General features: G+C 46.5%; 11 protein-coding genes, 2 tRNA genes, 2 rRNA genes and 2 other annotated features. Of the genes, 6 read left to right on the top strand and 9 right to left on the bottom strand.

Features of this window, described 5'->3' with window-relative positions; all coding sequences use genetic code 11:
* Positions 1-147 precede the first annotated feature (147 nt).
* The gene (locus tag F995_RS00725; RefSeq protein WP_016807011.1) at positions 148-1965 is read right to left on the bottom strand and encodes a choice-of-anchor I family protein; all 1818 of its coding nucleotides are present in this window, start codon (positions 1963-1965) and stop codon (positions 148-150) included.
* A 177-nt stretch (positions 1966-2142) separates the two neighbouring features.
* Between F995_RS00725 and mdtD the strand changes: the two genes are divergently transcribed.
* The 4 genes from mdtD (at position 2143) to dinB (ending at position 6526) form a co-directional block, all read left to right on the top strand.
* On the top strand, positions 2143-3534 hold the full coding sequence (gene mdtD, locus F995_RS00720) for a multidrug transporter subunit MdtD (RefSeq protein WP_004644888.1): 1392 nt from the start codon (positions 2143-2145) through the stop codon (positions 3532-3534).
* A gap of 66 nt (positions 3535-3600) precedes the next feature.
* A complete protein-coding gene (locus F995_RS00715; RefSeq protein WP_004644887.1) occupies positions 3601-4380 on the top strand; it encodes a glycoside hydrolase family 25 protein in 780 nt (259 codons plus the stop codon).
* Positions 4381-4433: 53 nt separating this feature from the next.
* The gene (locus F995_RS00710; RefSeq protein WP_004644886.1) at positions 4434-5450 is read left to right on the top strand and encodes an MBL fold metallo-hydrolase; all 1017 of its coding nucleotides are present in this window, start codon (positions 4434-4436) and stop codon (positions 5448-5450) included.
* 20 nt (positions 5451-5470) lie between these two features.
* The gene (dinB, locus tag F995_RS00705; RefSeq protein ID WP_004644885.1) at positions 5471-6526 is read left to right on the top strand and encodes a DNA polymerase IV; all 1056 of its coding nucleotides are present in this window, start codon (positions 5471-5473) and stop codon (positions 6524-6526) included.
* A 78-nt stretch (positions 6527-6604) separates the two neighbouring features.
* Here dinB and F995_RS17070 read toward each other — a convergent pair whose 3' ends face one another.
* A complete protein-coding gene (locus F995_RS17070; RefSeq protein ID WP_004644884.1) occupies positions 6605-6733 on the bottom strand; it encodes a hypothetical protein in 129 nt (42 codons plus the stop codon).
* A 15-nt stretch (positions 6734-6748) separates the two neighbouring features.
* Here F995_RS17070 and shiA point away from each other — a divergent pair, with 15 nt between their 5' ends.
* Both shiA and F995_RS00695 read left to right on the top strand, forming a co-directional pair.
* Positions 6749-8047 carry a shikimate transporter gene (gene shiA / locus F995_RS00700; RefSeq protein WP_004644883.1) on the top strand — a complete coding sequence of 433 codons (1299 nt, stop codon included), beginning with the start codon at positions 6749-6751 and terminating at the stop codon, positions 8045-8047.
* Between the two features lies 1 nt (position 8048).
* Positions 8049-8405: a RidA family protein gene (locus F995_RS00695; RefSeq protein WP_004644882.1), complete on the top strand. Its 357-nt coding sequence runs from the start codon at positions 8049-8051 to the stop codon at positions 8403-8405.
* A 54-nt stretch (positions 8406-8459) separates the two neighbouring features.
* Here the strand turns inward: F995_RS00695 and F995_RS00690 are convergent, their stop codons facing one another.
* From F995_RS00690 to F995_RS00660, 7 genes are all read right to left on the bottom strand, one after another.
* On the bottom strand, positions 8460-9008 hold the full coding sequence (locus F995_RS00690) for a DUF2726 domain-containing protein (protein WP_004644880.1): 549 nt from the start codon (positions 9006-9008) through the stop codon (positions 8460-8462).
* A gap of 398 nt (positions 9009-9406) precedes the next feature.
* Positions 9407-11815, bottom strand: a complete 2409-nt coding sequence (locus F995_RS00685) for a YgiQ family radical SAM protein (RefSeq protein WP_004644879.1) — start codon at positions 11813-11815, stop codon at positions 9407-9409.
* 222 nt (positions 11816-12037) lie between these two features.
* Entirely contained in the window at positions 12038-13231 is a 1194-nt protein-coding gene (locus F995_RS00680; protein ID WP_004644878.1) for an MFS transporter, read from the bottom strand.
* Between the two features lie 153 nt (positions 13232-13384).
* A 5S ribosomal RNA gene (gene rrf, locus F995_RS00675) occupies positions 13385-13499 on the bottom strand.
* A gap of 193 nt (positions 13500-13692) precedes the next feature.
* Positions 13693-16589, bottom strand: a 23S ribosomal RNA gene (locus F995_RS00670).
* Between the two features lie 445 nt (positions 16590-17034).
* A tRNA-Ala gene (locus F995_RS00665) sits at positions 17035-17110 on the bottom strand.
* A 71-nt stretch (positions 17111-17181) separates the two neighbouring features.
* Positions 17182-17258: transfer RNA gene (locus tag F995_RS00660), tRNA-Ile, on the bottom strand.
* 73 nt (positions 17259-17331) lie between these two features.
* Positions 17332-18305, bottom strand: a sequence feature (most likely nonfunctional fraction of RNA operon).
* Between the two features lie 10 nt (positions 18306-18315).
* Positions 18316-18766, bottom strand: a sequence feature (16S ribosomal RNA rRNA prediction is too short).

The following is an 18766-nucleotide window of genomic DNA, read 5'->3' as shown; positions in this document are numbered from 1 at the left end:
AAACCTATACGCGAGGAGATTTCAGCAGTGCTGAAAAGTTGGCCCAAGATTATGACGGTTTTATTTCATTTTAATGACAAGACTGTCATATATATGGTCACCTTACAAAAAAGAGCACCGAAGTGCCCTGAATTTAAAAGCTTTTGACTACTTGAGATTTACTTGATAAATCGTGGTACTGCCACTGACTTCATGGCCGACCACCAGGAGGGGTTTCTTATTCGGGGAGTCTTTGGCGGGGATAAATACCAAACCTTCCGGTCCTAAATCACCGGCTTGTCCCATTTCAATCTGCGCTGTAGTCGCTTTAAAATCACGTGAATTAATATATTGCACAAAGACTGGTGATGCAGGTGTAGACACATCATATACCATGATGCCACCGACACGCTCCAGCCCAATAAAGGCAAAGGTTTTTTGACCAATCTGCCCCAAGGTCACCCCTTCAGGTTCCGGCCCTTTATTGTCACTGCGATTATCCAGTCCGGCTTCTTCATGATTAAAGTTGAAAATCTCAGGATGATGTTTGGCAATATACTGCTCAAACTGATCGCCCGAATCCCATACCAGTTCTAAACCGGTCTGCTGATCATTTTCCACCCAGATACTGACCGAGCGTGTACCAAAGCTATATAAATGATCATAGACCAGATTGCCCCGTTCATTCAGTTTGGCTGTACCATCGGCATTTTTTTGATAGCCTTCGGTCCACGTAATATTTAAACGGCCCAACAGATGATCTTCACGGCAGTCTTTGGCATCCCCTACAATAGCACCGCAGTAGGCAAAGTTAGTTGGATTGAGTTCTGCACCTTTGGCCAATACCCGAAGATGGGCTGGTAAATCATCGCCCAGACGGCGGTCAAAACCTTTGGCATGGACCAAGTGTTTCACCCGCCATTCTTCTACAAAGCCCTGGCTGGTATCGTTATTGAAATATGCAGGATTGTTTTCACCCCAGGCACGGGCATCGCCTTCATTGGCAGACACAATATAGGTTTTGCCGGCGACCTCAAAACTTGCAATCGCATCTGGCATATATAAGCCTCGGACATTGGCCCAAGTTTGAATATTGATTTTGCCTTTACCGTCGACACCATCCACATCGCTGACATCCATACCATGACCATTTATGCCATGATCTTTAAAGCCAAATGGATAAACACCGAGCACCTTGGCAGAAGCCACATCAATTTTGGCCAAGGCATTATTTTCCTGTAAGGCAACCCAGGCGGTTTTTCCATCTTTCGAAACAGTGATGTACTCAGGTTCAAAATCCTGAGCTGCGCTGGCCTTTGGTCCGAAAATGCGGACGTCCTGTTCACGCAATGCTGCTTCCCGTCCATTCAAGGCCTTAAAGTCTGCTGTACGAACGATCGGGGCTTTTAAATTGGCCAGACTAATGACAGACACTGAACCTTCAGGGTCAACCTGATAATCATCAGAAGGCTCGCCTTCATTGGCCACCAACAAGCTTTGACCATCTGGTGTGAAAGTCAGCATGTCCGGCAAGGCGCCCACCTGTGCGTGGGCCAGCTTGCTCAGGTCTTTGGCCTGATATAAGGCCACATAGCCAGGATCGGTTTTCACAGCAGCCTGAATCGCAATGGCGACAATGCCATTATGTACCGCGACACTGTTGACCTCAGCCTCTGGCGCAATGTCATCGACCGTGATAGATGTTATTTTTTTCGGCTGATCAGGTCGACTTAAATCCAGTACATCCAATACGCCTTCTTTGGCATTGACCACGAATAGGCGTTGACTCTCTGCATCAAAGGCCGGAATTTCTGCTGCACTTTGCGCAAACACACCCGATTCATAAGCGGCTAATTTGCTTAATTCGATCGAGTTCGGTGTAGCCTCAACGATTGGAACAGGAGTTTCATTTTCATTCTCACTTCCACATGCCACCATCCCCACAGCCAGCATGGCCACTATCAATGACTTTAATTTTAATTTCATTTTTTTGTTGATCTATCATGAAGAATTCGTGACCAATTTATAACCAGATCATTGCAGTGCCATGACAGATCGGTTGCAGTTCCTTGACACAACACCGCATAAAAGTTGACACGCTTTATATACGACAGACTCGGCTGATTCCTTTAAACTATTCAAAATTTTCAGTTTTCCAGAATTATGAATACCACGCCTACGCATCAAGCCTTAGATCCCGAGTTCAGACTGCTGGTCTTGTTGGTCTCGATTGGCTTTTTTATGCAGGGGCTGGACACCACCATTATTAATACCGCCCTACCTGCAATTGCCCAAAATTTGCAGGAAGATCCGCTACGCATGCACAGTGTGGTTGTGGCTTATGTGCTGTCTGTGGCGGCCTGCATTCCCTTAAGTGGCTGGATGGCAGACCGGTTCGGGGTCAGAAATACCTATTTTGCTGCAATTATTATTTTCTCTTTGGCCTCTTTGGGCTGTGCCTGGTCAAGTAGCCTGAATGAATTATTGGTGTACCGGATCTTTCAAGGGATCGGTGGTGCACTATTGCTGCCGGTCGGCCGTTTGGCGATGCTGAAGATCATTCCCCGTACCCAGTTTCTGGCCGCCATGAGCCTGATGAGTCTGGCCGGTCTGATTGGTCCGTTGATTGGACCGACCTTAGGTGGCTGGATGGTGGAATATCTGTCCTGGCACTGGATTTTCCTGATCAATCTGCCGATTGGCTTGCTGGGCGCACTGATTACCTTTAAGGCCATGCCGAATGTACTTGAACCCACAGTCGCCCGTTTTGATTATTGGGGCTTTATCTTGCTGGTCGTGGCGATGGTGGGTCTCTGTCTCGGAATTGAAAATTTTGCCAGTCCACAAAACTCGCTGTGGTGGAGCCTGAGCCTGATTCTGGCCGGTTTATTGGCCACCCTGATTTATGCCTATCATTCGCATACCCATAGCAACGCCCTGTTTCGCAGCCGGCTGTTTAAAAATAAAATTTATGCGATTGGTATTTTGGGTAATTTCTTTGCCCGTCTCGGCGGCAACTCGATTCCATTTTTACTCCCCCTCATGTTGCAAGTCGCATTCGGTTTCGAGCCTTTTATTACCGGTTTATTGATGATTCCGACTGTGCTCGGTTCGCTGGCCTCCAAACCGATTATCCGCAAAATCATTCAGCGTTTTGGCTATCGCCGGGTCTTACTGGTCAATACTTTGCTGGTGGGTCTGTGTATTGCCAGTTTTGCCCTGACCACGGCAGAAACCCCAATCTGGCTGCGTGCGATTCATTTCTTTATCTTCGGCATTTTAAATTCACTGCAATTCGTGTCGATGAATACCCTCACCTTAAAGGACTTAAGCCAGCAGGATGCCAGTAGCGGCAACAGTTTCCTGTCGATGATCATGATGCTATCAATGAGTATCGGGGTGGCGCTGGCAGGAACACTGGTGAACATGCTGAGTGCCTATTACGGCGCCGACAATCTGGTGGCTGCTTTTCATGTGTCACTAATCTATTTAGGCTGTATCAATATTATTGCGGCCTATATTTTCTGGCATATTCCTAAAAATACCCCGGTTTGATGCGATATATTCACTTCGGGCTGATTGTAAGTTTTAGGCTAAATCACATATAGGCAAGGACTGAAAATGCAAAAAAATCAGGCTCCGAACAGAGTTCATAAATCGCTCTTGATTGGGCTGGGCATACTGATCACTGTGATCACGATCGCCATGGTCTATCTCTGCCTGATGAAAGCACCGTCTGCCCATGCAGCCGATTATCCTATTCAGGGTTTTGATGTATCGCATCATCAAAAAGAGATTCAGTGGCAGCAGATTTCGCCTGAAAAATACCGTTTTGTTTATCTGAAAGCCACTGAAGGCGGCGACTTTAAAGATACCCGTTTTCAGGAAAATTGGTTGAAAGCACGTGAACGCGGCTTTTTGGTCGGTGCCTATCATTTTTACCGGCTCTGCCGCGATGGCAGCATTCAAGCCCAGAATTTTATTGACTCCGTACCCAATAAACCGGATGCCTTACCGCCAGTAATTGATCTGGAATATGACAGCAAATGCATCAATACCTATTCTAAAGAGCAGCTTTTAAACGAAATTCAGGTGATGCACGATGCCCTGAAAAAGCATTATGGCAAGCAGCCGATTTTCTATATTTCTAAAGCTTTTTATAATATTGTACTGGCAGGACACTTTCCTAACGTACCACTCTGGGTACGTGAATACAAAGGTCTGCCTGATTTAAAAGATCAGCCTAAATGGACGTTTTGGCAACATACCAGTCAGGGGAAAATTCCCGGTATTACCACACCGGTAGACCTGAATGTTTTTTATGGCTCAGAACAGCAATGGCTGGATTTTCTCAAAAAGAATGCGATTGTAGTACCTTCATCTGAGAATAAAGCGAAATAAAGCTGATCGCCTGAAAACAAGTTCTTTATAAAAACAACAAGGAAATAAAAAGATTGAAATGGATAAAAGGCATTTTACTCGGTCTGGTGATTCTACTCCTACTCATCGCGGGTATGCTGGCTTATCTGTTGCAAGCTTCGGGCAAGGTTAGTGACTTTAAAGCGTGGCAGCCGCAAACCGGTATATCCGTTCACGGGCTTACAGTCAATTTTTTTGGTGTGTCCACCCTGTTACTCGATGATGGCCACGATCAGATCCTGATCGATGGTTTCTTTAGCCGGCCATCTTTGCGGCAAGTAATTACTCGACCTATTCAAAGTGATAAGCTGCTCTTAGAACAACTGGTACAATGCCATGAATTGAGCCGAACCCAAGCCATTCTGGTCAGTCATTCTCATTATGATCATGTTCTGGATGTCCCGGCTTTACTAGAGATGCTTCCCGAAACTGCTGTGGTCGGTTCGCCGAGCACACTGAATATCGCCCGGGCAAATCCCCAAGTTACCCCACAGCAATTACAGCCGGTTAAGCCTTGGCAAGTACAACAATGGGGGCATTTTCAAATCACAGCAATTCCCTCACAACATACCCCGCCCACAGTGGTAAATGATGATTTAGGCGAAGAGCTGCTACAGCCCTTTACTCTTCCGGCTAAATTTTCCGAATTTAAGGAAGGTGGCAGTTTCGACTACCTGATTGAGCATGCAGGACATAAAATTCTGGTCAAGGCCAGTACCGGATTTATTCCAGAGCAATTGCAGCATCTGAAAGTCGACACCCTGTTTTTAGGCATTGCCCAGCTTTCCAGACAATCCGATGCCTATCAGCAGCAATATCTGGCTGAAACCCTAAACCTGCTCAAGCCCAAAGTGGTGATTCCAGTACATTGGGATGATTTTTTTCAGCCTTTAAAGCAGCCACTGCAATTTTTACCCCGTCTTGCCGATGACACTCCAAAAAGTTTGCAACTTCTGATTCAGGCTGCCGAGACACAAGGGACAAAAGTCATTCTGCTCAGCGGACCGCAACCCTATTTACTCAACTCAGCCTTCGCTTCCCAATCCGATTAAAGCCCCTTAAGATAGCGAACATGCGCAAAATTATTCATCTCGATATGGATGCCTTTTATGCCTCGGTAGAGCTGCGTGAACGTCCAGAACTGAAAGACTTACCTGTGGTGATTGCCTCGCATCATCCTCGGGCGGTGGTCGCGGCTGCCTCCTACCCGGCACGGGTTTATGGCCTGCGTTCTGCCATGTCCATGGGGCAGGCGCGCAAACTATGTCCTCAAGTTATCGTGATTGAGCCGGATTTTGCCAAATATCGGCAGGTATCGGCACAGATTCATCAGATCTTCCAGCAATATACTTCCCTGATTGAGCCACTGTCTCTGGATGAAGCCTTTCTAGATGTCACAGAAAATTTAAAACAAATCCCAAGTGCTACCGAAGTCGCCATGCGAATTCGCGAGGATATTTTTCAAGCCACCGGATTAACCGCTTCTGCTGGTGTAGCACCCAACAAGTTTCTTGCCAAAATTGCTTCGGACTGGTACAAACCGAATGGGATCTGTGTGATTAAACCTTCGCAGGTACAGCGTTTTATCCAGGATCTGCCACTAAAAAAAATTCCCGGCGTCGGTAAAGTCACTCAGGAAAAACTGAAAAGCCTGAATCTAGAAACTTTAGGCGATTTACAGCAAATCGATGAAGCCTTACTAATTCAACATTTTGGCAAATATGGCCGGCGGCTATTTTTGTATGCTCAAGGCATTGATGAACGACCGGTCGAAGTGGAACGGGAACGCCAGCAAATTTCCAAAGAAACCACTTTTGATGATGACCTGCATCTGAACCAATGTCGCCCCTATTGGGAACCTTTACTTGGACAAGTATGGCAAAGTCTGCAAAAGAAACAGCTTTCAGCTCGCGGCGTTACGGTCAAATTAAAACTCAAGAACTTTCAGGTGATGCAACACAGTAAAAGTTTTAAACAGGTGCTGCGTAGCCCACAGGAATTAGCCCAAGCCTTGGACTTACTGCTCGACGACCTGCATATTGCCCCGCAGATGCAATTCCGGCTGATCGGTGTTGGCGTGTATCAGCTCAGCGTCCCCGAAACTGAAACCCAGTTATTGCTACTCTAAACCTTTTTTGATCATGTTTTAGGCATCAGTTTAAAAATACGGCAACTTTGTTTTTACATTTTGATTTTTTAGAGTACTCTATCTGCGCAATGCATTATCCATGTATGTGCCGAGATGCTGAAAATCACCTTTACTTTCAGCATGATGTCCTGTGATTAGCGTGACGATCAAATCCGAATATTGCAGGGCAACTCTGATGTAACTCATGGAATTCCCTCCTGCATGTCTTCTGTAAATTCTTCTGTTGTTCAAGAACAACGCGCACGTAAAGCTGCGCTATCTAGTTTTGTTGGTGCTGTTGTCGATTGGTATGATTTTCTCCTTTACGGCATTGTTGCAGCCTTAATTTTTAAAGATCAGTTTTTTCCCAGTATTGGCGAGAATATGGGCACCCTGGCGGCACTGGCCACCTTTGGGGTCGGCTTCCTGTTTCGTCCTTTAGGCGGTGTGGTATTTGGTCACTTTGGTGACAAGCTTGGCCGTAAAAAAATGCTGGTACTTACGGTAATCCTGATGGGAATTTCCACGGTCGGGATTGGCCTGCTGCCAAATTTTGAAGCAATTGGCTGGTGGGCTCCGGTGCTGCTGGTGTTTTGCCGTGCCTTGCAAGGCTTTGCTGTCGGTGGTGAATGGGGCGGCGCAGCCCTCATGGCCGTAGAAAATGCACCAAAAGGAAAAAAGGCCTTTTATAGCAGTGGAGTTCAGGTCGGTTACGGCGTCGGTCTGGTTCTGGCGACGGGTGCAGTGTCGATTATACTTGCGACACTGGGTGAAGAAGCCTTTGCCGAGTGGGCATGGCGTATTCCCTTTCTGGCCAGCATCGTACTGTTAGCTGTGGCGATGTGGATCCGCCGTGATCAGGATGAATCTCAAGAGTTTGTGGAAAAGGTGGTGAAAGCAGACCATCAGCCAGAAAAACTGCCGATCTTGCAGGCCATTAGCAAACATCCTAAAGCTTTCTTCTATATCATTGCTTTACGTCTGACTGAATTGCTGACCATGTATCTGGTCACCAACTTTGCCCTGAACTATTCCACCACTAACTTGGGCATGGACAAACAGTTCTTCCTGAATATCACGCTGATGGTCGGTGCCATCAGCTGTTTCAGTATTCCCTTCTTTGCCTGGTTGGCGGATAAATTCAATCATCAGAAAATGTGTGTCTGGGGCGGTTTGATTGGTGCGCTTTCGGCTTTTCCATTCTTTATGGCGCTCGATGCACAAAACACCTGGATGATCATTGTCGGGGCAATTTTACTGGCGAACGTCGCACACGATATGGTGGTCAGTGTCCATCAACCGATTTTCACCTCACTGTTTGGCACCGAATACCGCTACAGCGGTGCCGGAGTTGGTTATCAGGTGGCGAGTATCATTGGGGGTGGATTTACCCCATTTATTGCAGCGGCACTGGTGATTTGGGCAGATGGTTCATGGCATTATGTAGCCATCTATCTGGCGGTGGGTTGTCTGCTGACTGCTTTGGTCGCAGCCCTGATGCCCGAAACTCAGGATGAATAACATGACAGTTGAACGTTTACACGTATCGAAACGCTTTTCGGAAATTGCCATTGCCGGTAATCTGGTACATCTCGCCGGCCAGCTCGCCACAGATGTTGAACTGGATATTAAAGGGCAAACCCAACAGACTTTAGATACTATTGACCAGTTTCTGGCAGATGCCGGCACAGACAAAAGTCACATCATGTCGGTAACTATCTATTTGAAAGATATTGAAAAGGATTATGCAGCCTTCAATGAAGTCTGGGATGCCTGGGTCGCTGATATCGAAGCCCTGCCTCGTACCTGTGTCGAAGCAAAACTCTATGATCCACGGGTATTGGTCGAGCTGACCGTCGTGGCGGTTAAACCAGAATAATGGTTCAAGATCGATATTCATAAAAAAAGCATGCTTCTGGCATGCTTTTTTGTTTTAACCGACTGCTTTGATTTTACTGCGCTCTAAATCCGAATATAAATAATATTTTTTCAGATCATTGCTAACTGTATATTTGGGCATTTTCTGCATTTGCGCTTGCTCCTGTAAGAAGTCCTGGCGCAACTGATAATATTCTGGCACATCATCGTAGCGAATCACCCGATAACCGGCCATGGTTAGTAATGCATCCTGAAAACCCGTCTGTTGGGGACGCTTCAAAATTAATGGGTCATCCACTCCCACCACAGCTAGAATCTGGTGCTGCTGATCCAGAATGACAAAATCTGCAGTCAGGTTGCGGTACTTATGTCGAGTCCGGTTAAATTTAGTCGTCATTAAGGCATCATAGGAAACATGTGCCAAAATAATGTATTCAGGTAAGACTTCTCTCAGGCGAGTGAAGGTCAATTGCTCATTCAGGTTAAAAATAGCACGTTGCTTTAACGCGCTGTCTTGTGGTTTGGATTTATTTCCGAGCTTTTTCCATGCCATGAGCACGACACAGAAGAGCAGGAAACTCCCAATCATAATATAGGTGGTCATGCCTAAATCCTTGCATTCTTATAATCATTTTTGTTTTATTGTTGTGCAGTATAAACCCACGCTTTATTTTAAATAGAGCTAACAACCAATCTGTTTAAATACCCATACAACTGGTATCAAAACTCGATTCTGTGTTACCTAAAGTGACATCTCTCTAGATGCCAATGAAAGTGGATTTAAAGTACTGATAATGCACTCTAAAACATCCATGGAATTGATCGCAATACATATCTGCCCAACTGTAGGACAATTCCGACAAAGTGTTATTTTTATATCACTTTTTTAAAGAACTTAGTCCAAATAATATATTCTTTTACACTTTCAACGAACAAGCTCAGGCTACGTTACTTTACCCAAGAGCTAAAAAAAGACACCGAAGTGTCTTTTTATTAACTTAATTATGCACGTGATTTGGGCTTCGCTTTAGGCTTTGGCCCACCAAACGGTTTTTTGGCATCACCCGTTTCACGTGGTGGTAAACCAGTGTGCTGGGTCAGAATTTGACCACGCTCAGGACGTTTCTTGGTATTTGAAGGACGTGACTGAGCTTGTGCAGCCTTGCTACGATTCCCTTGCTCACCGGTACGTTTTTGCGAATCACCGGCAACCGTCGAATTCTTCTTACGCGCCGATTGATACTGACCGTCTGCACTGCCTACAGGCTGATAAGTCGGAATTAAATGCTGTTTCGAATTACCAATCAAATCCTGACGACCCATTTCTTTCAGGGCTTCACGCAGTAAAGGCCAGTTGTTTGAATCATGATAACGCAAGAAAGCTTTGTGCAAACGACGACGCTTCTCACCTTTCACAATGTCAACATTTTCAGTATAACGCGCCACTTTCGCCAGCGGGTTTTTACCCGTGTAATACATAGTAGTTGCAGTCGCCATCGGTGATGGATAGAAGGTCTGTACCTGATCGGCACGGAAACCATTCTTCTTCAACCAAATCGCCAGATTCATCATGTCGTAATCGGTGGTGCCCGGATGCGCCGCGATGAAGTAAGGAATCAAGTATTGTTCCTTACCGGCTTCTTTACTGTAACGATCAAACATTTGCTTGAAGCGGTCATAGGTACCAATACCTGGCTTCATCATTTTATTGAGTGGACCTTTCTCGGTATGTTCAGGCGCAATTTTTAAGTAACCACCGACATGATGGGTGACAAGTTCTTTGACATATTCAGGGTTTAAAACCGCAAGGTCATAACGTAGGCCTGAACCAATCAGAATTTTTTTAATGCCTGGTAAAGAACGTGCTTTACGATATAACTGCGTCAATGGCGCATGGTCGGTATGCAGGTTTTGGCACACGCCCGGGAATACACATGACGGTTTACGACAGTTCTTTTCAATCTCAGGATCTTTACAGGCCAAACGATACATATTGGCTGTTGGGCCACCCAAGTCCGAGATAATACCCGTGAAGCCCGGTGCGGTATCACGGATTTTTTCCACTTCACGCAGAATCGATTCTTCAGAACGGTTCTGAATAATACGACCTTCATGTTCCGTAATTGAACAGAAGGTACAACCACCGAAACAGCCACGCATGATATTCACAGAGAACTTGATCATGTCGAATGCCGGGAAACGTGCATTGCCATAAGCAGGATGCGGCAGACGTGCATAAGGCAGGTCAAACACATAGTCCATTTCTTCGGTAGTCAACGGAATTGGCGGTGCATTCAACCAGACATCACGTTCACCATGCTTTTGCACCATGGCACGCGCATTCCCCGGATTGGTTTCCAGATGCAGAATACGGTTGGCATGTGCGTAGAGCACTGGATCTGCAGCCACTTCTTCAAAAGCAGGCAAACGGATTACGGCCAATTCACGCGGCGGTAACTTATGTTTAATCGCTTTAGAAGCCGGTTGCAGTTGCACAATTTGCGTATCAGGATCTAGGTCATCCCCTGCTCGCACAATCGGATTGGCGACATGTTCTTTTTGGAAACCTTGGTACTGACTAGAATCCTTGCCTTGTTCAATCTCACAACCCTCGATATCTTCAGTCATGACATACGGGTTAATAATTGGATCAACACGGCCAATGGCATCGACATCATTCGATGCAATTTCCACAAACTTGGCTTTAGAGGCACGATTGTGTTTATTCACAATGAACGCAGTACCGCGAACATCAGTAATCTCGTGAATTTTCTCGCCACGTGCCAGACGATGCATAATTTCAGTGATTGAACGCTCACCATTACCGTACATCAAAAGATCGGCTTTTGAATCCATCAATACTGAACGACGGACTTTGTCTGACCAGTAATCATAATGCGCAATACGACGTAAGGATGCTTCAATACCGCCCAATAATACCGGTACATCCGGATAAGCTTCACGGACACGCTGGCAATACACGGTTGCCGCACGGTCTGGACGTTTGTTTGGCTGATTGTCTGGTGAATAGGCATCATCAGAACGGATTTTACGGTCAGCCGTATAACGGTTGATCATAGAATCCATATTCCCTGCTGTTACACCCCAAGCAATATTCGGTTTACCCAAAACGCGGAACGCATCCACGCTGGTCCAGTCTGGCTGTGCAATAATGCCGACACGGAAGCCTTGTGCTTCTAGCGTACGACCAATAATGCCTGAACAGAAAGACGGATGATCGATATAAGCATCACCACAAACTAAAATAAAATCACAGCTGTCCCAGCCGAGTTGATCCATTTCCTCGCGTGACATCGGCAAAAATGGCGCAGGGTCAAAACAAGACGCCCAATATTTGTCGTAATCAAACAACGCTTTTGGCGCAGTCTGCATGGTATAAGCAGTAGACATGGCTAGCAATTCTCGGCTGGCAGATGATAGGAGATCTAAAAATAAGATCAAAGATGAAAGCCGATTATTTTACCATGAATCGGCCCTAGCTTGCTTGATTATAATTTATACAAAATCAGAGACTAACTGAATCACGCTCTATTTGTCACTTGAATCTAAAGTTTAAATATTTCAAAAAAGAAATTGATTCTATTTATGAGGAGGAAAGCTTGGAAATAATCTCTAATTTGAACGGAGTTTTAAACTGAATGACAAACCCGTCAGTAATAACGCGGCAATAAACACAGTTAATCCTATCCAGCCATAATTTTCCCACACCAATCCGCTTGAGCTCCCCAACACACTTGAACCCAAGTAATAGCAAAATAAATACAGCGACGAACCGACTGCCCGATACTGTAACGACTGGATCGACACCCAGCTACTGGCGGTAGAATGGGCAGCGAAGAAAGAAAAAGTAAAAATCAGCAATCCGGTAAAAACAACAACCAACTGATTGATCAGCATCAGCGACAAGCCCACAAGCATCATCAGGATCATGGCTGCCAATATTCTAAATTTTCCGTAATGCCGCCCCCAATGTGCTGCTCGAGGGGAACTATAAATGCCGGCCAAATAAGTAATCGAAATCACACCAATCCAGACATGAGATAGCTCAAATGGCGCTTGGATCAAGCGATAGCTCAGATAATTAAATACCGAGACAAAGCAGCCCATCAAGATAAAACCTTGCAGGAATAAAACCCGAAGTTTTGGATCAGCTAGATTCTGTCTAAATGAGTTTTTAAAACGATTCAGCTTGATTGGATAGGCTTTAAAATGTTGCGAAGCGGGTAAGAGGTAATAAAATAAGCCTGCAATACAGAGATTTAAAATACCAATCAACAAAGTAGCAGATTGCCAAGAGATAAAATCAACTAAAACTCCGGCAATTAAACGCCCTCCCATACCACCTATCGCTGTGCCAGAAATATATAAGCCCATGGCAAAACCGATATCCTTTTCTGCAATTTCTTCCCCGATATAAGTCATCGCGACTGCTGCGACACCACTGACTGTCAATCCAATCATTACTCGTGTGGTCAGAAACACGGACCAGATCGGCAATATTGCACTTAATAGCAATAATACTGAGACTGAAAATAGAGACCAGACCATAATCGGCTTACGACCAAATCGGTCTGAAATTAGTCCAGTAAAAATCAGGCCAACTGCCAAGGCAATAGTAGAAAAAGATAAGGGGAAACTACTTTGAGTCGGGCTGACCTGGAAATAATCAGCCAGAATCGGCATCATCGGCTGTACGCAATACAGTGATGAAAAAATGGCAAAGCCAGCAAGGAATAAGGAAAAAAGCACTGCTTTAAAAGCAGAAGAGCCATATTCAATATGGCTTGAAGATGAATTTGAGGACATATCCGCTCCATAGACCGGTTCAGTATACGCCTCTCAATTTTATTTTTATGTGATGTTTCAGTCGAAATAGCACATAAATAACATTTATTTGACTAAATTCCACGCATAAAAAAATCCCCCTCTGCTGATGCGGAGGGGGATTTTTGAATAATGAGCTGGCGATGACTTACTCTCACATGGGTAACCCCACACTACCATCAGCGCTAAGAGGTTTCACTTCTGAGTTCGGGAAGGGATCAGGTGGTTCACTCTTGCTATGGTCGCCAGCACAACTGTTTATGGATACTTGCTAGGTCTTATTGAGATGCCTTGCTTTCTACCAAATAGAATTCATTAACAGATTTATCTGAGTTGCAGTAGTTTGTTCGTTTAGCGTAACTAAATCAAGTCACTTTGTTTAATATTGAATCAATTGATCCTCACTTCTTTCGAAGTTCGTACAACAACTGTTTGGGTGTTGTATAGTCAAGCCTCACGAGCAATTAGTATTGGTCAGCTTCACATGTCACCATGCTTCCACATCCAACCTATCAACGTCGTAGTCTTCAACGGCTCTTTAGGAGACATAAAGTCTCGGGGAAATCTTATCTTGAGGTAGGCTTCCCGCTTAGATGCTTTCAGCGGTTATCCCTTCCGAACATAGCTACCCGGCGATGCCACTGGCGTGACAACCGGTACACCAGAGGTTCGTCCACTCTGGTCCTCTCGTACTAGGAGCAGATCCTCTCAAATTTCCAACGCCCACGGTAGATAGGGACCGAACTGTCTCACGACGTTCTAAACCCAGCTCGCGTACCTCTTTAAATGGCGAACAGCCATACCCTTGGGACCTGCTTCAGCCCCAGGATGAGATGAGCCGACATCGAGGTGCCAAACACCGCCGTCGATATGAACTCTTGGGCGGTATCAGCCTGTTATCCCCAGAGTACCTTTTATCCGTTGAGCGATGGCCCTTCCATACAGAACCACCGGATCACTAAGACCTACTTTCGTACCTGCTCGACTTGTGGGTCTCGCAGTTAAGCGCGCTTTTGCCTTTATACTCTACGCGTGATTTCCGACCACGCTGAGCGCACCTTCGTACTCCTCCGTTACTCTTTAGGAGGAGACCGCCCCAGTCAAACTACCCACCAGACATGGTCCTCGTCCCGGATAACGGGACAGAGTTAGAACCTCAATATTACCAGGGTGGTATTTCAAGGACGGCTCCATCGCAACTAGCGTCGCGACTTCAAAGCCTCCCACCTATCCTACACAAGTAAGATCAAAGTTCAATGTCAAGCTGCAGTAAAGGTTCACGGGGTCTTTCCGTCTAGCCGCGGGTACACCGCATCTTCACGGCGAATTCGATTTCACTGAGTCTCTGCTGGAGACAGCGCCCCCATCATTATGCCATTCGTGCAGGTCGGAACTTACCCGACAAGGAATTTCGCTACCTTAGGACCGTTATAGTTACGGCCGCCGTTTACTGGGGCTTCGATCAAGAGCTTCGCTTACGCTAACCCCATCAATTAACCTTCCAGCACCGGGCAGGCATCACACCCTATACGTCCACTTTCGTGTTTGCAGAGTGCTATGTTTTTAATAAACAGTTGCAGGGGCCTGGTTTCTGAGGCTGTCGGCCGCTCAAGGAGCAAGTCCTATCACAGACAACAGCGTACCTTCTCCCGAAGTTACGGTACCATTTTGCCTAGTTCCTTCAGCAGAGTTCTCTCAAGCGCTTTGGTCTACTCGACCTGACCACCTGTGTCGGTTTCGGGTACGATTCCTGTGTAACTGAAGCTTAGAGACTTTTCCTGGAAGCATGGTATCAGCCACTTCACTGTACAAGTACAGCTTGCTATCAGTTCTCAGCATAGAGTACCCCGGATTTGCCTAAGATACATGCCTACAACCTTCCACCTGGACAACCAACGCCAGGCTGACTTAACCTTCTCCGTCCTCTCATCGCATTACACAGAAGTATTGGAATATTAACCAATTTCCCATCGACTACGCCTCTCGGCCTCGCCTTAGGGGTCGACTCACCCAGCCCCGATTAACGTTGGACTGGAACCCTTGGTCTTTCAGCGTGCGAGTTTTTCACTCGCATTGTCGTTACTCACGTCAGCATTCGCACTTCTGATACCTCCAGCAGACTTCTCAATCCACCTTCATCGGCTTACAGAACGCTCCCCTACCACGCATAATAAATTATGCATCCGCAGCTTCGGCATATAGTTTTAGCCCCGTTACATCTTCCGCGCAGGCCGACTCGACTAGTGAGCTATTACGCTTTCTTTAAAGGGTGGCTGCTTCTAAGCCAACCTCCTAGCTGTCTATGCCTTCCCACATCGTTTCCCACTTAACTATAATTTTGGGGCCTTAGCTGGCGGTCTGGATTGTTTTCCTCTTGACTACGGACGTTAGCACCCGCAGTCTGTCTCCCGGATAGTACTCATTGGTATTCGGAGTTTGCATCGGTTTGGTAAGTCGGGATGACCCCCTAGCCGAAACAGTGCTCTACCCCCAATGGTATTCGTCCGAGGCGCTACCTAAATAGCTTTCGGGGAGAACCAGCTATCACCAAGTTTGATTAGCCTTTCACCCCTATCCACAAGTCATCCCCTGGCTTTTCAACGACAGTGGGTTCGGTCCTCCAGTTAGTGTTACCCAACCTTCAACCTGCTCATGGATAGATCACCTGGTTTCGGGTCTATACCCAGCAACTAAACGCCCTATTAAGACTCGGTTTCCCTACGGCTCCCCTATTCGGTTAACCTTGCTACTGAATATAAGTCGCTGACCCATTATACAAAAGGTACGCAGTCACCGGACACAATGCCGGCTCCCACTGCTTGTATGCATGCGGTTTCAGGATCTATTTCACTCCCCTCACAGGGGTTCTTTTCGCCTTTCCCTCACGGTACTGGTTCACTATCGGTCAGTCAGGAGTATTTAGCCTTGGAGGATGGTCCCCCCATATTCAGACAAGGTTTCACGTGCCTCGCCCTACTCGACATCATCATATAAGCCCTTTCGTGTACAGGACTATCACCGTCTACGGTCGCACTTCCCAGAGCGTTCCACTAGAACTTATATGACTTAATGGGCTCTTCCCCTTTCGCTCGCCGCTACTGAGGGAATCTCAATTGATTTCTTTTCCTAAGGGTACTGAGATGTTTCACTTCCCCTCGTTCGCCTTGCAACACTATGTATTCATGTTGCAATACCTACCTTATGGTAAGTGGGTTTCCCCATTCAGACATCTCCGGATCACAGGATATTTGCCGCCTCCCCGGAGCTTTTCGCAGGCTATCACGTCTTTCATCGCCTCTGACTGCCAAGGCATCCACCACATGCACTTAATTACTTGACTATACAACCCCAAACAGTCGTTTATCCTTACAAGTAGGATAAGCAACAGAGCTTGTCTTGCGACTTACTCATACAGTTGGCGTTTCGTAGACTTAACTACTGTACAGCTTCAATTAGATTCATATACCAAAACGCTTGATTCAGTTAATTTCGCTAGAACTCATTTCTTGTAGTTGCCTACTTGAAACGAGTTTGAACAAATTATTTCAACTCAAATATATTCTGTTAATGATTTTTCCAGCCTTCGTCAGGTCAGGAAACTGTGATAAATCACAGAGGTTATCAAGTGCGCGTATCATAACGCCTGTACTTGTTAATCTCTAGGATCTAAACACTTGATCGCTTAGGAACTAAACAACTTCATCACTGTATGCTTACATACTGCGCGAAGCGTAGCTTCTTGCTTAAATTTCAAGGAAAAGCAGTGCTTTTATGATCTTGAAATTTGGTGGAGACTAGGAGAGTCGAACTCCTGACCTCCTGCGTGCAAAGCAGGCGCTCTACCAACTAAGCTAAGTCCCCAGCTTATCAATAAGTCAATGTATCGTTCTGTTCTGTTTGCTTCAGCACTTTCATGCTTCGTTAGTCAGATTTGGTGGGTCTGACAAGACTTGAACTTGTGACCCCACGCTTATCAAGCGTGTGCTCTAACCAACTGAGCTACAGACCCTCAGATACATCGTATGAAGAACAACTTGTTGTGGATTCTTACCAATCGTCAATCTTTCGTTAAGGAGGTGATCCAGCCGCAGGTTCCCCTACGGCTACCTTGTTACGACTTCACCCCAGTCATCTGCCACACCGTGGTAAGCGTCCCCCCTAAGGTTAGACTACCTACTTCTGGTGCAACAAACTCCCATGGTGTGACGGGCGGTGTGTACAAGGCCCGGGAACGTATTCACCGCGGCATTCTGATCCGCGATTACTAGCGATTCCGACTTCATGGAGTCGAGTTGCAGACTCCAATCCGGACTACGATCGGCTTTTTGAGATTAGCATCCTCTCGCGAGGTAGCAACCCTTTGTACCGACCATTGTAGCACGTGTGTAGCCCTGGTCGTAAGGGCCATGATGACTTGACGTCGTCCCCGCCTTCCTCCAGTTTGTCACTGGCAGTATCCTTAAAGTTCCCGGCTTAACCCGCTGGCAAATAAGGAAAAGGGTTGCGCTCGTTGCGGGACTTAACCCAACATCTCACGACACGAGCTGACGACAGCCATGCAGCACCTGTATGTAAGTTCCCGAAGGCACCAATCCATCTCTGGAAAGTTCTTACTATGTCAAGACCAGGTAAGGTTCTTCGCGTTGCATCGAATTAAACCACATGCTCCACCGCTTGTGCGGGCCCCCGTCAATTCATTTGAGTTTTAGTCTTGCGACCGTACTCCCCAGGCGGTCTACTTATCGCGTTAGCTGCGCCACTAAAGCCTCAAAGGCCCCAACGGCTAGTAGACATCGTTTACGGCATGGACTACCAGGGTATCTAATCCTGTTTGCTCCCCATGCTTTCGCACCTCAGTGTCAGTATTAGGCCAGATGGCTGCCTTCGCCATCGGTATTCCTCCAGATCTCTACGCATTTCACCGCTACACCTGGAATTCTACCATCCTCTCCCATACTCTAGCCAACCAGTATCGAATGCAATTCCCAAGTTAAGCTCGGGGATTTCACATTTGACTTAATTGGCCACCTACGCGCGCTTTACGCCCAGTAAATCCGATTAACGCTTGCACCCTCTGTATTACCGCGGCTGCTGGCACAGAGTTAGCCGGTGCTTATTCTGCGAGTAACGTCCACTATCCAAGAGTATTAATCTCGGTAGCCTCCTCCTCGCTTAAAGTGCTTTACAACCAAAAGGCCTTCTTCACACACGCGGCATGGCTGGATCAGGGTTCCCCCCATTGTCCAATATTCCCCACTGCTGCCTCCCGTAGGAGTCTGGGCCGTGTCTCAGTCCCAGTGTGGCGGATCATCCTCTCAGACCCGCTACAGATCGTCGCCTTGGTAGGCCTTTACCCCACCAACTAGCTAATCCGACTTAGGCTCATCTATTAGCGCAAGGCCCGAAGGTCCCCTGCTTTCTCCCGTAGGACGTATGCGGTATTAGCATCCCTTTCGAGATGTTGTCCCCCACTAATAGGCAGATTCCTAAGCATTACTCACCCGTCCGCCGCTAGGT

Source organism: Acinetobacter sp. CIP A162 (assembly GCF_000367905.1).
Classification (GTDB): domain Bacteria; phylum Pseudomonadota; class Gammaproteobacteria; order Pseudomonadales; family Moraxellaceae; genus Acinetobacter; species Acinetobacter lwoffii.
Note: the sequence above shows the minus strand (reverse complement) of the source record. Positions and strands in the feature narration are given on the sequence as shown.

Excerpts from the sequence above, each read along its gene's own strand:
- F995_RS00725 (WP_016807011.1), bottom strand. The coding sequence starts at position 1,965 with ATGAAATTAAAATTAAAGTCATTGATAGTGGCCATGCTGGCTGTGGGG.
- mdtD (WP_004644888.1), top strand. The coding sequence starts at position 2,143 with ATGAATACCACGCCTACGCATCAAGCCTTAGATCCCGAGTTCAGACTG.
- F995_RS00715 (WP_004644887.1), top strand. The coding sequence starts at position 3,601 with ATGCAAAAAAATCAGGCTCCGAACAGAGTTCATAAATCGCTCTTGATT.
- dinB (WP_004644885.1), top strand. The coding sequence starts at position 5,471 with ATGCGCAAAATTATTCATCTCGATATGGATGCCTTTTATGCCTCGGTA.
- F995_RS17070 (WP_004644884.1), bottom strand. The coding sequence starts at position 6,733 with ATGAGTTACATCAGAGTTGCCCTGCAATATTCGGATTTGATCGTCACG.
- shiA (WP_004644883.1), top strand. The coding sequence starts at position 6,749 with ATGTCTTCTGTAAATTCTTCTGTTGTTCAAGAACAACGCGCACGTAAA.
- F995_RS00695 (WP_004644882.1), top strand. The coding sequence starts at position 8,049 with ATGACAGTTGAACGTTTACACGTATCGAAACGCTTTTCGGAAATTGCC.
- F995_RS00690 (WP_004644880.1), bottom strand. The coding sequence starts at position 9,008 with ATGACCACCTATATTATGATTGGGAGTTTCCTGCTCTTCTGTGTCGTG.
- F995_RS00685 (WP_004644879.1), bottom strand. The coding sequence starts at position 11,815 with ATGTCTACTGCTTATACCATGCAGACTGCGCCAAAAGCGTTGTTTGAT.
- F995_RS00680 (WP_004644878.1), bottom strand. The coding sequence starts at position 13,231 with ATGTCCTCAAATTCATCTTCAAGCCATATTGAATATGGCTCTTCTGCT.